We start from the raw sequence: 14,505 nt of genomic DNA, 5'->3' as shown, positions 1-14,505 counted from the left end.
TTGCCGGGCCGTCACCTGTGCATCCTCCCCGGCAAAGAACCATGGGAGGCGGCCGATGCATGTGACCTGGAGCCCGAGCGATCTGGCCTTCCGCGACGAGGTGCGGGACTTCCTCAACGCCGGGCTGACGCCGGAAATGCGCCATACCACCCGGCTGATGACCAGCGTCTACGCTCCGCACGACCTGGCCGTCGCCTGGCAGGCCATCCTGCATGCCCGCGGCTGGGCGGCGCCGGCGTGGCCAGTGGAATACGGCGGCTGCGGCTGGAGCGCGGCCCAGCGCTACATCTTCGCCAGCGAGATGGCCCAGGCCGGCGCCCCGCCGCTGTCCCCTATGGGCATCGGCATGTGCGGCCCGGTGCTGATCGGCCACGGCAGCCCCGAACAGAAGGCCCACTACCTGCCCCGCATGCTGAGCGGCGAGCACCAATGGTGTCAGGGCTACTCAGAGCCGGCCTCAGGCTCCGACCTCGCCTCCCTGCAGATGAGCGCCGTGGCCGACGGCGACGACTTCATCTGCAACGGCCACAAGCTGTGGACGACCCACGCCAATGTCGCCAACTGGATCTTCTGCCTGGTGCGCACCTCCAGCGAGGGCATCCGCCAGCAGGGGATCACCTTCCTGCTGATCGACATGACCACACCCGGCGTCGAGGTCCGCCCGATCCTGATGCTGTCGGGGGAGCACATCCAGAACGACGTGTTCTTCACCGACGTCCGCGTCCCCCGCGCCAATGTGGTGGGCAAGGTCGGCGAGGGCTGGACGGTGGCCAAGTACCTGATGGAGTTCGAGCGCGGCGGCGGCGTCAGCGCGCCGGGGCTGAAGGCCCGCCTGGAGCGCATCCGCACCCTGGCGGCGGCCGAGGACCATCTCGCCGACACCCGCAGCTTTGCGAGGCGCCTGGCCGCTGCGGCCATCGAGATCGACGCCCTGGAGGCCGTCGAGCTGCAGATCCTGGCCAACCTCACCTCGGGCGAAGCGCCCGGCGCCAAGTCCTCCATGATGAAGACCGTCGGGACCGAACTCAGCCAGAAACTCACCGAACTGGCCCTGGAGGCCGCCGGCGCCTATGGCGCGCCCTACCAGCCCCACGCCACCGCGCCGGGCGGACCGACCCCACTGTTCACCCCGCCCGCCGACCAGGGCCACGTCGGCCCCGACCACAGCCTGACGGTGGCGGCCAAGTACCTGAACGACCGCGCCGGCTCGATCTATGCCGGCACCAACGAGATCCAGCGCAACATCATGGCCAAGGCGGTGCTGGGACTTTAGGTCGCATATCGACGTTATCAAAAAACGTTGGGACATCGGCCAAATCAGGGCACCTCCCGGTCGCCGCCGGGGGGTGGTTGGACAGGAGGGCGGCATGCGCGAACAGATTGAGACCGCCGACCGCCGCCGCCTGCTCTCGCGTCTGGCCGGCGACTACCATGTCCAGACCGCCCGCCGCGCCGCCACCTTCATGAGCCGCGACATCGTCACGGACATGACCATCCTGGCCATCACGCGGGCCAATGTCCGCCAGATCACCGCGTCACCCGAGCCCGTGGCCTACACCTATGAGGGGGTGGCCGGGGTCCCCGCCGACGGCCTGCGCATCCCGGTCAGCGTCTATGCGCTCGCCAAGGACCTGGGCCTGCCCTACGAGAACATCCGCCGCCGGGTGAAGAAGCTGCTGGACGCAGGGGTGTGCATCACCGTCGACGGCGGCGTGGTGATCCCCGGCGCCACGGTGGTCCGCCAGAGCAACCTGGACCTCATCGCCGAAACCCAGATCGCGACGGAAAAGTTCGTCGCCGAGGCCGGCCGCTTCGGGGTCACCGCCGCCCAGCACTACCGGCCGCCCACCGCCGACCTGCCCAAGCAGATCATCCGCCTGGCCATGAACTACTTCCTCGACGCCACGACCTTCACCGCCAAGGGCATGAAAGTTGACGTGGTAGCGGTTCTGGTGCTGCGGGCCATCAACATGGCCAATATCAGCCACGTGACCCATGACCCGGCCCTCGCCGTGACCTATGCCGGCATGGAAGAGATTCTGCCCCACGAGGCGCGCCAGCCCACCAGCGTCTATTCCGTTGGGCGGTTCCTGCATCTGCCCTATGAAACCGCGCGCCGCGCGGTCATTCGCCTGGAGGAGCGCGGCCTGGTGCAGCGCGGCCCGAAGGGCCTGTTTGTCAGCCCCGACGTGGTCACGCGTCCCGACGTGCTGGAGGGCATGTTGTATCTCGTGGCCCTGACAGAGGCCTACCTCAAGGATCTGGCCCGCGTGGGGATCGCCTACCGGCCTAACCCCGGCTCTCCCGGCTGACGTCCCTCGACCGCATCCACTCCAGCACGATCCAGGCGCCGAAGGCCCAGGTGGCGCCCAGGCTCCAACCGGCCAGCACGTCGCTGGGCCAGTGCACCCCCAGATAGACCCGGCTGAACCCGACCGCGACTGTCACCAGCAGGGCCAGGACATAGATCAGGATCTTGGAACTCGCCCGCTTCTCGACACTGGCGATCAGGGTGGCCAGCGTCAGGAACACCGCCGCCGACAGGGCTGAGTGCCCGCTGGGGAAGCTCTGGGTGTAGACGAAGCTGCCGTGCGGCACGAGGGTCGGCCGCGGCCGGTCGTAGAAGGTCTTCAGCACCTCACTGGAAACCTGGGCCGCCAGCACCGTGCCGGCCAGGATCCAGGCTTGCCTGCGTTTGCCGTGGAAACTGAACAGCAGCACCGCCACGATCGTCGCCAGGGTCAGGAAGGTGAAGCCGCCCAGCGCGGTGACATCGCGCATGGACTCCTCGACCCAGCGCGGCCCGATGGGGTCGCTGAGATTGCCCGGCTGCCGAAGCATCAGCAGCAGGTGCTGATCCATCGCCGTGGTGTCGCCCTCCACCATCTCGCTGGCGATGTTGAAGAACCCCCAGATCGCAGCCGCGCAGGCCAGCCAGATCAGCAGGGCGCGGGTCTCGATCCGCCGCAGGACGGACTTGCGGACGGGCGGGGCGTCAGGCGTGGTCATGTGCGCAGGAACGCGCAGCTCCGCCGTTGGATCAGACCAACTCCTCGAAAGCGTCCACCAGCCGTTCCATCTGAGCCATGCCGGCGGTCCAGAAGGCCTTCTCGCGGGGATTGAGACCGAAGGGGCGCAAGGCCTCAACATAGGTCCGGGTGCCCCCGGCGGCCAGCAGGTCCTCATAGAGCGGCGCGAAGGCCACGGGATCCTCGCGGCGCTTCTCCATCAGGCCGCGCACCAGCAGGTCGCCGAAGGCGTAGGCATAGACGTAGAACGGCGCGTGGGCGAAGTGGCTGACATAGGCCCAGTAGTGCTCGTAGCCCTTGTTCAGCTTGATAGCCGGGCCCAGGCTCTCGCCCATGGTCTCCAGCCAGATCGCGCCGATCTGTTCTGGAGCCAGCTCACCTTCAAAACGCGCCGCGTGAAAACGACTTTCGAAGCGGTGGAAGGCGATCTGGCGCACGACTGTATTGATGCCGTCCTCGATCTGGCCGGCCAGCAGGCCCAGGCGCTCGGCCTTGGAGGCCCCGGCCAGGAGTCGCTCGAACACCAGACCCTCGCCGAAAATGGAGGCGGTCTCGGCCAGCGTCAGGGGGGTGTCGGCCAGCAGTGTGCCGAGCGGCTGGCACAGGGTCTGGTGCACGGCGTGGCCCAGTTCGTGGGCCAGGGTGAGCACGTCGCGGCGCTCGCCCATATAGTTCATGAACACATAGGGGTGGCGGTCGGCGGTCACCGGATGGCTGTAGGCCCCCGACTGCTTGCCGGCCCGGGGCCGCGCGTCGATCCACGGCTTGTCGAAGAAGGTCTTGGCGGTGTCGGCGAACTTGGGGGCCAGGTCGGCGAAGCTCTCCAGCACCATCCCTTGCGCCTGCTTCCAGTCGTAGGCGCGCGGCGCAGCGGTATCGAGCGGCGCGTTGCGGTCCCAGTAGTCCAGGGTCTTGCGGCCCATCAGCTTGGCCTTGAGCGCATAATAGCGGTGGCTGACCCGCGGATAGGCCTCCACCACCGCGGCCTCCAGGGCCTCCACGGCGTCGGCGTCAACCTCGTTGGCGATGTGGCGCGACGCCGCCGGGGTCGGGTATTTCCGCCAGCGGTCCTCCACCTGCTTCTCGAAGGCGAGCGTGTTCATGGAGAGCGCCAGCTCCGGCGTGCGCTCCTCCAGCGCCTTGGCCAGCGCTTGGGCGGCCGCCTTGCGCTTGGCCACGTCGGGGTCCGACAGGCGGTTCAGCACCTCGGGCAGGCTCAGGCTCTCCTTGCCTACCTTGGCGGTCAGCCGGGCCAGGGTCTCGTCATACAGCCGCACCCAGTTGGCCACCGCCGGCGAGCGGTCGATCAGCAGACGCTCCAGGTCGGGCGACAGCTCGTGCGGCCGCGACAGCCGCACGCGGCGCATCCAGGAGCGCCAGCGCGCCGCCGGCGGATGGGCCTTGAAGGCCATCTCGATCTCGTTGTCCTCGAGCTGGTTGAGCTCGAGCGTGAAGAACAGGCTCTCGGCGCCGATCTGCGAGGACCGGGTGCGCAGATCGCCCTCGAACTTTGCCCAGGCCGGGTCGTCCTTGGCCACCGAACTGGCCAGGCCCGCATAGGCGCCCACCGACCACAGCCCGTTCACCGCGGTCTCATAGAGCCCGATCCCGTGGTCCAGCAGCTCGCCCAGGTGCAGCGAGTCGCTGCGCAGCTGCACGAACCGCCCCTTCAGCTTCACCAGCTCGTCATTGGCCGCCTTGGCGCCGGCCAGGTCGGCTTCGATCTTCGGGTCGTCGCGCCCGGCATAGAGGTCGGAGAGCTGCCACTCGGGCAGGGCGTCAAGTTTCACGGGCGCGTTCATGGATAGGGGTTTAGCGCGAGGGTCGGGGCGGGACTAGGGCGCCCGTACGGGATGCCCCGCGAACTGCTTGGCCCCGTCGCAGATCTCATACCAGGCGGGCTTCTCGGCCACGAATTCGTGGAAGCGGTTCCTGACGCCGGGGTCGCTGTCCAGGCAGTTGGCGGCGATGGGGAAGTCGTCGGCCGGCGACAGCGGTTCGCCGAGCGCCGTGCCACATCGTCGGCAGAAGCAGCGGGCGAATTGATAGGGCGGATCGGGCTGGTAGCTCTCCACCATGTCCTGGCCCTCGACCCATCGGAACGAGGCCCGGTCCACGAACACGAACGTGCTGAGCCCCACCTTGCGGCACCGGGTGCAGTGGCAGGTGGCCATCATGGTGGGCGGGGCGGTCAGCTCGAACCGCACCGCGCCGCAGCAGCAGCTTCCCTGGATCATGATCGTCTCCCTTGTCTTGCCTTTCTGCCACGGCCTGCTGACAGTCCGCGTCAGCAGCGGCGTTCTTGACTCGACCGGGCGCGGCTCGACCTGCGACGCCTGAAGGAGCCGCCCATGACCATCCAGTTCACCGCCTTCCGCTGGGTTCCTTCCTTCGCGCAAGGGTGGGTCCGCGACCTGCGCATCCGCTGGGCCCTGGAGGAGGCGGGCCTGCCCTATGAGGTGATCCTCGTCGACGGCGAGACCCAGAACTACCGCGACTGGCAGCCCTTCGGTCAGGTGCCCGCCTATCGCGACGACGAGGTGGAGATGTTTGAATCCGGCGCCATCGTCCTGCGCCTGGCGGCGATGTCGGAGAAACTGGCGCCCCGCACCGAGGCGGGCCTGGCCCGGGTCAGCACCTGGATCTTCGCGGCCCTGAACTCCATCGAGCCCCAGGCCCAGACCCTGGTTCAGCTGGACGGCTTCTATGCCGGCCAGGCCTGGACCGAAGGGCGCAGGCCCTCGGCCCAGGCGAACCTCGACGCCCGCCTGACCTCGCTCAGCAATGCGCTTGGCGACAAGGATTACCTGGAGGGCCGCTTCACCGCCGGGGACATCCTGATGGCCACCGTGCTGCGAGAGCTGGAAGAGTGCGGGGCGCTGAAGAAATTTCCCAACCTCGACGCCTACCGCGCCCGCTGCCTGGCGCGGCGCGCCTTCGCCAAGGCGCTGGAGGACCAGCTCCAGACCTTCCGCGAGAACGAACCGGCTTAGCGCGACAGACCCTCCCCCTGATCGTCATGGCCGGGCTTGTCCCGGCCACCTCTGTGACGCAGCAAGCCTCCCCGGCGCGGGCCGTGCGATCTGCGGACGGACGGAGATCATGGGTCCTCGGGACAAGCCCGGGGATGACGGTGGAGAGGTGGGAGGTTAGCGCGAGAGCCGCGTATAGGCCGACAGGGCCGCGGCGCGGGCGGGGGACATCTCCGGCTCGGCCGCCGGCACGGGCGGGGTGGCGCCGGCCAGGTGAGCGCGGGCTTCCGGCGACAGGCTTACGCTGTCGGTCTTGCGCGGCTGGGCGGCGTCGAGATCGGCCTTCAGGCGCTGACGGTATTCCGCCGGCGAGCCAAAGGCCGGGGCGCCCGAGCCATCCACCTGCAAGCCCGCGACGATCTGCTGGTCGTCTTCCGACAGGCCGTCGAAGGCGCTCAGCAGCTTGGCCTGGGGCTCGGGCGGCACAGCCCGCGGTCCGGCCCAGGCGGCGCGGGTGAAGGCGTTCAGGGTCGACTGCACCCGCTGGCCGAACGGGGATTCGGTGAGCGCCTTGGCCAGCGCCTGACGGTCACTGGAGGGGGCGGCGCGCCAGCGGCTGGCCAGGTCCTGATAGGCCGAGAGCTGCTGGTCGAGACTCGACGCCCCGCTGCGGTCGTGCAGCACCAGGGCCGCGGCGGCGACCGTGTCTGGCAAGACGGGCGACGGGCCCGCCAGGGTGTTGGCGATCTGCATGGAGCCCCCGGAAGAGGCGCACTCTGATGATCCGCCGTGAATTCCCGGTGAAAGAACGCCCCTAAGAGCGCGTTAGGCATGCGGCCCCCGTCACAGGCTGCCAACGGCGGGCCGTGCGACACCGGTCTCATAACCCCAGGCTAGCGCGGGATCGCCGCCGTGGCGATCCCGCGCGCTGGTGGGCTACTTCACCCCCTGCGTCTTAGCGGGGGGCACACCCGCCTGGGCGCTGCGGGCCTCGGTGATGACATAGGCGCGGATGTCCTCGGCGTCCTTGGGGGTCAGGAAGCGGGCGAAGCTGGCCATGCCGTTGGCCTTCAGGGCGCCGTCGATCACCACCGACTTGAAGGCGTCGGCCGAGAGCAGCATCTGGGACTTCTTCAGGTCGGGGAGGAAGGCGCCCGAGGCGCTGGGCCCGTGGCAGACTTGGCAGTTGTTGTGGAAGAGCGCGAAGCCCGCCTTCACGTCGCCCGCCGAGGTCACGCCGGCCAGATCCAGGTTCGGGACCACCGGGATGTCGTAGGGCTTGGCGACAGCCTTGCCCCCCAGCTTGAAGACCATCAGCCGGCCCGGCAGCCGGGGCCGGTCGCGCAGCACCGCCGAGGCCGAGACCGGCGCCCCGCCGCCATAGCCCACCATCAGGGCCACATACTGCTGGCCGTCGATCTCGTAGGTGGAGGGCGCGGCCACCACGCCGTTCTCGGTCTTGTAGCTCCACAGCTTGGTTCCGTTGGCGGCGTCATAGGCGACGAACTCGCCTACCCCGTCGCCCTGGAACACCAGGCCGCCCGCCGTCGACATGATGCCGGCGTTCCAGAAATAGGGGTGCTGGACGGTCCAACGGGCCTTGCCGGCCACCGGGTCCCAGGCGATCAGCTGGCCCTTGAACATCGACTTCAGGCCGGCCAGTGCCGCCTTGTCCGACGGGAAGGCGTTGGCCAGGAAATCGGTCCCGAGGTTCCAGGCGCCCTGGCGGTGCTTGTAGTCCTTTTCGTTGGTGTAGGCGAAGGGGTCCAGCTGGGCCGGGATATAGACCAGGCCGGTCTTTGGGCTGAAGCTCATCGGGTGCCAGTTGTGGCCGCCGAGCGGTCCCGGGAACTGCAGGGACGGCGCCTTTTCATAACGGGCCGCGGGGTTCTCGATGGGCCGCCCGGTCTTGGGATCGATCCCCGTGGCCCAGGTCACCGGGATGTAGTTGTTGGCCGAGAGCAGCTCTCCGGTCGCCCGGTCCAGGACATAGAAGAAGCCGTTCTTCGGCGCCTGCATCAGCACCTTGCGTGGCGCGCCGCCGACGGTCAGGTCGGCCAGGATGATGTGCTGGGTGGCGGTGTAGTCCCAGCTCTCGCCCGGGGTGGTCTGATAGTGCCAGACGTACGCGCCGGTGTCGGGCTTGAGCGCCAGGATCGAGGACAGGAAGAGATTATCGCCCTTGCCGTCCGACCGCTTCAGCCGGTTCCAGGGCGAGCCGTTGCCGACGCCGACATAGAGGATGTCGAGGTCGGGGTCATAGGCCATGGAATCCCAGACCGTGCCGCCGCCGCCGGTTTCCTTCCAGCCCTCGCCGAACCAAGTGGCGCCGGCCTTTTCCTTCATGATCTTGTCGCTGGCCGCACCGTCCGGCTCACCCTTGGCGTTGGGCGTCGTGTAGAAGCGCCAGGCCATCTTCCCCGTCCCGGCATCGTAGGCCGAGAGGTAGCCGCGCACCCCATACTCGGCCCCGCCGTTGCCGATCATCACCTTGTCCTTGATGATCCTGGGCGCGCCTGTGATCGTATAGGGCTGGGAATTGTCGGTGGTCTGGGTGCTCCAGACCGGCTTGCCGGTGGCGGCGTCGAGCGCGATCAGCCGGCCGTCGAGGGTGCCGAAATAGACCCGACCCTTCCAGACCGCGACGCCGCGATTGACAACGTCGCAGCAGGCGTCGAAGCCCTTGGAGCCGTCGACCTTGGGATCGAAGGCCCACTTCTGCTCGCCGGTCTTGGCGTCGAAGGCATAGACCTTGGACCAGGCGGTGGTGGTGTACATGACGCCGTCGACCACCACCGGGGTGGCCTCCTGGCCGCGGTCGGTGTCGAACTCGTGGTACCAGGCCAGGCCCAGGGTCCCGACGTTCTTGGTGTCGATCTTGGTGAGCGGGCTGAAGCGCTGCTCGTCATAGGTCCGGCCGACGGACATCCAGTCGCCGTTGCCCGAGGCGGCGGTCAGCCGCTTGGCGTCCACATTTCCGGGCTTGGTGGGTCCGCAGGCGGTGACCAGGGCGGCGAACGCCAATGCGACGGCGAACTTGGCGAGCTTCATGATGTCCTCCCGGCCGTGTGTTCCGGCCTTTGCGCCAGTATGCGCGCGCCGAGCCAAGTCGCAACCGGTGACCTCGCGTCAGGCCGCCCTGCGGCGGTCCAACAGGGCCGCCAACGCGGTGGCCACGAGATAGGCGGCGATGGCCATGCCGCCCATGCCCACCGGATCGGCCGTGGCCGGGACCAGCAGGCCCACGATCTGCAGGGCCAACAGGAAGCTGACGAAGGCCAGGACCGGCCACAGGGACTGGTTCAGGGTCGCGCGCCGCCAGGCCCAGGCCGACGCAGCGAGCGCCACCAGCCCGATCTCCACGGCCTGTTCGGCCACCGGATAGTTCCAGAGGCCGAGGCCCACCTTCTGTCCCCCGAACCACAGCTCCAGGTCGGGGCGGTGCACCAGGAGGTCGGCGATCCAGTGGGAAAACACAGTCAGGCCGATCATGGCGGCCACCCGCCAGGGGAGGCGCAGGATCAGCTTGGCGAGGATCGCCGCCCCCACCGCCCAGGCCAGCGCGCCGGGCAGGCTGTGGGTATAGGGCATGTGCTCCAGGACGAGCGCGCTGCCTGGCAGGCTGGGATCGACGGTCAGCCGCTCGGCTCCGGTCATGATCAGCCCGCCCCAGGCGACGTCGATCAACTGGCAGCCCAGAACATAGGTCCAGAGCGGTCCCCGAGGTTCGGCGCTCTTGGCGGCCAGAGCCGCCGCGTAGTGTCCAACGAACATGACCGTTCTCTCCCGCTTTTCATTGAGGAGAGCGGTAGAGCTAGGCGGGGCGCAAGCAAATCCGCGCTGTCCGAAGGTCAGCTATGCGTTCGCGAATGGCCGGCTTGAGAGGCCCCGGCGTTAACCCCCGACTCAGGACTCCGAAACGCGTCCTTTACCCAAGGCCTGTATCAATCCGGGTCAACAAGAGGCCTCGTCCATGCGGCGGCGTCCGGTTCTGGTGGGTGTTTTCAAATGACCAAGACGGTCCTAGTCGTCGATGACGACCCGACACAGCGCAGGCTGATCCAGGCGGTCCTGGAGCGGGAGGGCTTTGTCGCGGTCCACGCCGAGAACGGCGACCAGGCGATCGCCCGGCTGCAGTCGGGGGCTGCGACCGACCTGGTGCTGCTGGACCTGGTGATGCCCGGCATCACCGGCCAGGATACGCTGAAGGAGATGCGGGCCCGGGGTCACAACCAGCCCGTCATCGTGATCACCGCCACCGGTGGCATCGACACCGTGGTGGCCGCCATGCAGGCCGGCGCCAGCGACTTCTTCGTCAAGCCCGCCTCACCCGAGCGGATCATCGTCTCGATCCGCAACGCCCTGAACCTGGGATCGCTGAAGAGCGAGGTCGAGCGGCTGAAGAAGCACACCACCGGCCGCGCCAGCTTCGCCGACATGGTGGGCAATTCGCCGGCCATGACCATGGTCAAGCGCCTGGGCGAGCGGGCCGCCAAGTCCTCCATCCCCATCCTGATCACCGGCGAGAGCGGGGTCGGCAAGGAAGTGATCGCGCGCGCCGTGCACGGCTCGTCCGACCGCGCCGGCAAGGCCTTCGTGGCGGTGAACTGCGGCGCCATTCCCGAGAACCTGATCGAGAGCATCCTGTTCGGTCACGAGAAGGGCAGCTTCACCGGCGCCACCGACAAGCACCTGGGCAAGTTCCAGGAGGCCAACGGCGGGACGTTGTTCCTGGATGAGGTGGGCGAACTCCCCCTCGACATGCAGGTCAAGCTGCTGCGGGTGCTGCAGGAGGGCGAGGTGGACGCCATCGGCTCCAAGCGCTCGCTCAAGGTCGATGTCCGCATCGTCTCGGCCACCAATCGCGACCCCGCCCAGGCGGTGAAGGACGGGCTGTTCCGCGAGGATCTGTTCTACCGCCTGAACGTTTTCCCCATCGAGGCTCCGGCCCTGCGCGAACGGCGCGAGGACATCCCGGCCCTGGTGGAGCACTTCATCCGCCGCTTCAACATCGAAGAGGGCAAGTCGGTCACCGGCGCCTCGGCCGAGACGCTGGCCTTCCTCACCGCCTTCGACTGGCCCGGCAATGTCCGCCAGCTGGAGAACGCGGTCTATCGCGCCATCGTCCTGGCCGACGCCCCCTATCTGCAACCCTACGACTTCCCGGCGATCTCGGGCGTCGCCGCCCCGCCGCCGGAAGCCGTGTCTCCGACCTCGCTGATGGCCGCCCCGCCGACGCTGCCCACCGCCGAGCAGCTGATCGCCGAGATGCCCAAGGACGCGCCCGTACGCATCCTCGACGGACGCGGCCACCTGCGCACCCTGGAGGAGATCGAACGCGACCTCATCCAGCTGGCCATCGAGATCTATGCCGGCCACATGAGCGAGGTGGCCCGCCGCCTCGGGATCGGCCGCTCCACCCTCTACCGCAAGGTCCGCGAACAGGGGCTGGAGGGCATTCTGGAGAAGGGCGAGGGTGATGATTCTGCCACTGCAGCCGCCTGATCTGATCCGCACCGCCAAGCTCGCCGCCCGCCGCGCCCAGACCATGGCGGCGGCGAAGGCGTTGTAGTTCTTCCTTCTCCCTTTGCGGGAGAAGGTGTCAGCGAAGCTGACGGATGAGGGGTCGCGCTCCGCTTTCAACAATTTCCGTCATCCTCGGGCTTGTCCCGAGGACCCATAAACACCGTGGCGCAGTCGGCCCGCGGTGGCGACGTTCGCGCCTTCTCCGGAAAGACGGAGATCATGGGTCCTCGGGACAAGCCCGAGGATGACGGTGTGATTTACGGACAGGTCTATCGACCCCTCATCCGACCCTGCTCCGCAGGGCCACCTTCTCCCGCAAGGGGAGAAGGGTCCCCTAGTGCCCGCCCTCGACCCAGGGCAGGCCGGCCTCGCGGAACGCCTCGGCCACGGCGGCTTCCAGTTCCTTGGCCTCCCAGCGCCGGAGGGGATTGAGGTGTTCCACCACGTCAGGCAGCAGGCGCACGCCGAAGCGGTTCACGTAGCGGCTCGCCTTGTAGCCGGTCTTGTGCTGGTCGAAGCGCAGGTCGGGATCGCGCGAGGTCTCGCCGACATAAAAGCCCCAGGGCGGGGACCGGCGGCGGTCCTCCAGCAGCACCACATGGAGGGCGTGCTTGGCCCGCCCCTGCCGGTGGGTCACAGCCTTGAGCGTCAGGGCCGCCCGGCGCGCCTTGGCCACTAAGGCTGGCAGGGAGTCCTCGTCGATCACCGACGTCATTCAGCGTCGGGCTCGGGCTTGGCCGCGCCGCGCCGTTTGAAGCCGCCGCCGCGCTTGGGCGGAAACCGGGGCTCGCCCTTGGCCTTGGCGACGATCTCTTTCAGCTTGATGTGCTGCATCACCGAGAAGGCCTCGCCCGCGCCGCCCTTCTCGGGGTCGGCGAAGGCGCGGCCGTAGGTCTTCACCCGCTCGGTGACGGACTCCAGGAATTCGCCCTCCCAGTCGGAGAGCTTGACGCCCGCCTTGTCGGCCGCGCGCTGGGCGCGGCGCAGGGCGTTCAGCGCGGCCCGCTGGGCCTGCGCCTTCCGATCTGGCGGGCCGGTCTTCAAATCACTCCGAGCGCGGAGAGGTAGAGATCCAGGATCGCATCTTCTTCCTGGCGCTTGGCGGCGTCCTGCTTACGGATGCGGATCACCTTGCGCAGGATCTTCACGTCGAATCCGTTGCCCTTGGCCTCGGCGAAGACCTCCTTGATCTGCTCGGCGATCTCCGACTTCTCCTGCTCGAGGCGCTCGATGCGCTCGATGATGCTCTTCAGCTGGCCCTGGGCCGTCTGGTTCAGGATGTCGGCGTGGGAAGCGTCGTCGGCCATGGGAGCTCGCGGATAGGAGGCTGGAAAGCGGCGGACACTAGCCTTGCGGCCCCGCCCTGTCATCCGCTCTCAGCCGTCACGGCGCGCGATCCTTCGAGGCCAAGGCGCTTCCCAGCGCTGATCCAAATTGGCTCCAGGCAAGCTCCGCATGCATCCAAAATGCAGCTGAGCGGTTGAGCTTGTTGGCTCGCCTGGGGGAAACCAACGGCGCCGTAACCTGGAAATGGAGACCTATATGCGCACTACCCTGATCGTCTCGGCGGCTGTCGCCAGCCTTGCCCTGGCCGCCTGCTCGCAAAAGACCGAAGACCACGCCGCCGCCGCCGCCGACCATGCCGGAGCCGCCGCCGCGTCCGCCGCCAGTGACACGGCCGCCAACGCCGACGCTGCGGCCACCAACACCGCCGTGGCGGTGGACAACGCCGCTGCCAATACCGAAGCCGCCGCCGGGACGGCCGCCCGTAAGGCCGACGCCGCCGCCGATGCGGCCGCCAAGACCAAGTAGCAGAACGGCCCCCGTCGCGGTCGCGGCGGGGGCCGCCTGGTTCTAGTTCAGGGTCTTCTTCAGGGCGCTGATGGTGTCGTGGTCGGCCTTGATATCGGCAAACGCGCGGCTGACCAGCTCACGGACCGTGGCCGGCAAGTCATCTTCGGCCAGAGCCTTCTCGAACTTCGCCTTGATGAAGTCCTCTCCGCGCTCGACCTCGTTGATGATCGCCTTCTCGTCGTGGCCCATGACGGCGGCCTTCAGATCCACAAACATGTTGTGCGCCTTGCCCAGCACGGACTGATCGTCCTCGGGCTCGCCCCCGAAGGTGCGGACCTCCTGCTGCAGGTCGCCGGTGATCTTCATGCGCTTCAGCGAGCGCTCACTGAACATGGTCTTGTACTGCGCGTCCTCGGAACTGTGGGCGGCTTCCTTGTAACCTCTGGCGCTGTCGAGGGTGGTTTCGATCAGGCTGTTCAGAACCTTCACGGCGTGTTCGGCTGGGGTGCTCATTGGCGATCTCCTTGGGGTGGGACCGCTGCACAACATGCGTCGAGACAGAGGGTTCCGACCTAAAGCAGGCCCCGAGCCTCGAGCGCCGGACGCAGGTCAGCCGGATCGGTGAAGTGCAGGGTGTCGATACCGAAGGCGCGCGCGCTGGTCACATTGGCCAGGCTGTCGTCGACGAAGAAGATGTCCTCCGGCGCCAGGCCGAAGCGTTCGCAGGTCAGGGCATAGATGCGCGGGTCGGGCTTTATCAGGCCCTCGCGGCCGGAGACCACGATGTCGCGCAGCCGCCCGAAGGCCGGGCTCATGGCCATGGTGCCCTCGAAGGTCTCGTCCGACATGTTGGTCAGGCCGTATTGCGGCACGCCGGCCGAATGCAGGGCCTCTATGGCCGCCTCGCTCTCGGGGATGGTCCCGGAGAACATGTCCCACCAGCGGGTCTCCCAGGCCTCGATCTCGTCGCGGTACTCCGGGAACTGGGCGACCAGGGCGACGCGATTCTCGGCGAAGGTGACGCCCAGGTCGTGGTTCACGTGCCAGATCATCGTGCAGACCGACGACAAAAACCGGTCGCAAGCGACCGGCTCTGGGAAGATCTGAGAGTAGAGCGTGCGCGGATTCCAGCGCACGACCACATTACCAACATCCCAGATGACCGCCTTAGGCATCTGGGACCC

16 protein-coding genes are annotated in these 14,505 nt (G+C 67.9%); 5 read left to right on the top strand and 11 right to left on the bottom strand.

Annotation, left to right across the window (positions count from 1 at the left end):
• The first annotated feature begins 55 nt into the window (after positions 1–55).
• Together JKL49_RS03460 and JKL49_RS03455 are read left to right on the top strand one after the other, a co-directional pair.
• Positions 56–1,273: an acyl-CoA dehydrogenase family protein gene (locus tag JKL49_RS03460; RefSeq protein ID WP_215338315.1), complete on the top strand. Its 1,218-nt coding sequence runs from the start codon at positions 56–58 to the stop codon at positions 1,271–1,273.
• A 94-nt stretch (positions 1,274–1,367) separates the two neighbouring features.
• On the top strand, positions 1,368–2,312 hold the full coding sequence (locus JKL49_RS03455) for a hypothetical protein (RefSeq protein ID WP_215338314.1): 945 nt from the start codon (positions 1,368–1,370) through the stop codon (positions 2,310–2,312).
• Here the strand turns inward: JKL49_RS03455 and JKL49_RS03450 are convergent.
• Genes JKL49_RS03450 through JKL49_RS03440 form a run of 3 tightly spaced genes read right to left on the bottom strand, consistent with a single transcriptional unit; the run spans position 2,290 to position 5,266 of the window.
• Positions 2,290–3,009 (bottom strand): phosphatase PAP2 family protein, encoded by a 720-nt coding sequence (locus tag JKL49_RS03450; RefSeq protein WP_215338313.1) that lies wholly within the window; start codon positions 3,007–3,009, stop codon positions 2,290–2,292. The two genes, JKL49_RS03455 and JKL49_RS03450, sit on opposite strands and share 23 nt — an antisense overlap.
• 31 nt (positions 3,010–3,040) lie before the next feature.
• The gene (locus JKL49_RS03445; RefSeq protein WP_215338312.1) at positions 3,041–4,831 is read right to left on the bottom strand and encodes a M3 family oligoendopeptidase; all 1,791 of its coding nucleotides are present in this window, start codon (positions 4,829–4,831) and stop codon (positions 3,041–3,043) included.
• Positions 4,832–4,864: 33 nt separating this feature from the next.
• Positions 4,865–5,266 (bottom strand): GFA family protein, encoded by a 402-nt coding sequence (locus JKL49_RS03440; protein WP_215906450.1) that lies wholly within the window; start codon positions 5,264–5,266, stop codon positions 4,865–4,867.
• 114 nt (positions 5,267–5,380) lie between these two features.
• Here JKL49_RS03440 and JKL49_RS03435 point away from each other — a divergent pair, with 114 nt between their 5' ends.
• On the top strand, positions 5,381–6,022 hold the full coding sequence (locus JKL49_RS03435; RefSeq protein ID WP_215338311.1) for a glutathione S-transferase family protein: 642 nt from the start codon (positions 5,381–5,383) through the stop codon (positions 6,020–6,022).
• A 156-nt stretch (positions 6,023–6,178) separates the two neighbouring features.
• Here JKL49_RS03435 and JKL49_RS03430 read toward each other — a convergent pair whose 3' ends face one another.
• The 3 genes from JKL49_RS03430 to JKL49_RS03420 form a co-directional block, all read right to left on the bottom strand.
• On the bottom strand, positions 6,179–6,754 hold the full coding sequence (locus JKL49_RS03430) for a hypothetical protein (RefSeq protein WP_215338310.1): 576 nt from the start codon (positions 6,752–6,754) through the stop codon (positions 6,179–6,181).
• A 183-nt stretch (positions 6,755–6,937) separates the two neighbouring features.
• Positions 6,938–9,052, bottom strand: a complete 2,115-nt coding sequence (locus tag JKL49_RS03425) for a PQQ-dependent dehydrogenase, methanol/ethanol family (protein WP_215338309.1) — start codon at positions 9,050–9,052, stop codon at positions 6,938–6,940.
• 78 nt (positions 9,053–9,130) lie between these two features.
• Positions 9,131–9,775: a metal-dependent hydrolase gene (locus JKL49_RS03420; RefSeq protein WP_215338308.1), complete on the bottom strand. Its 645-nt coding sequence runs from the start codon at positions 9,773–9,775 to the stop codon at positions 9,131–9,133.
• A 234-nt stretch (positions 9,776–10,009) separates the two neighbouring features.
• Here JKL49_RS03420 and JKL49_RS03415 point away from each other — a divergent pair, with 234 nt between their 5' ends.
• A complete protein-coding gene (locus JKL49_RS03415; protein ID WP_215338307.1) occupies positions 10,010–11,506 on the top strand; it encodes a sigma-54-dependent transcriptional regulator in 1,497 nt (498 codons plus the stop codon).
• A 355-nt stretch (positions 11,507–11,861) separates the two neighbouring features.
• Here the strand turns inward: JKL49_RS03415 and JKL49_RS03410 are convergent, their stop codons facing one another.
• From JKL49_RS03410 to gapR, 3 genes are read right to left on the bottom strand one after another with little or no spacing between them, the layout of a single operon-like run.
• On the bottom strand, positions 11,862–12,242 hold the full coding sequence (locus JKL49_RS03410; RefSeq protein ID WP_215338306.1) for a GIY-YIG nuclease family protein: 381 nt from the start codon (positions 12,240–12,242) through the stop codon (positions 11,862–11,864).
• The gene (locus tag JKL49_RS03405; protein ID WP_215338305.1) at positions 12,239–12,571 is read right to left on the bottom strand and encodes a hypothetical protein; all 333 of its coding nucleotides are present in this window, start codon (positions 12,569–12,571) and stop codon (positions 12,239–12,241) included. The genes JKL49_RS03410 and JKL49_RS03405 overlap by 4 nt, the downstream gene beginning before the upstream one ends.
• A complete protein-coding gene (gene gapR / locus JKL49_RS03400) occupies positions 12,568–12,834 on the bottom strand; it encodes a nucleoid-associated protein GapR (protein ID WP_215338304.1) in 267 nt (88 codons plus the stop codon). Before gapR ends, JKL49_RS03405 begins: the two co-directional genes overlap by 4 nt.
• Before the next feature lie 235 nt (positions 12,835–13,069).
• On the opposite strand from gapR, the gene JKL49_RS03395 reads away from it, so the two are divergent.
• Positions 13,070–13,339: a hypothetical protein gene (locus JKL49_RS03395; protein ID WP_215338303.1), complete on the top strand. Its 270-nt coding sequence runs from the start codon at positions 13,070–13,072 to the stop codon at positions 13,337–13,339.
• A gap of 42 nt (positions 13,340–13,381) precedes the next feature.
• On the opposite strand, the gene JKL49_RS03390 is transcribed toward JKL49_RS03395, so the two are convergent.
• A complete protein-coding gene (locus JKL49_RS03390; RefSeq protein WP_215338302.1) occupies positions 13,382–13,834 on the bottom strand; it encodes a PA2169 family four-helix-bundle protein in 453 nt (150 codons plus the stop codon).
• Positions 13,835–13,893: 59 nt separating this feature from the next.
• Positions 13,894–14,496, bottom strand: a complete 603-nt coding sequence (locus JKL49_RS03385) for an HAD family hydrolase (RefSeq protein WP_215338301.1) — start codon at positions 14,494–14,496, stop codon at positions 13,894–13,896.
• Between the last annotated feature and the right edge of the window lie 9 nt (positions 14,497–14,505).

Origin of the sequence: Phenylobacterium glaciei (assembly GCF_016772415.1) — a bacterium.
In the GTDB taxonomy this organism is placed as follows: domain Bacteria; phylum Pseudomonadota; class Alphaproteobacteria; order Caulobacterales; family Caulobacteraceae; genus Phenylobacterium; species Phenylobacterium glaciei.
This window is presented reverse-complemented; position numbering and strand designations above follow the sequence as displayed.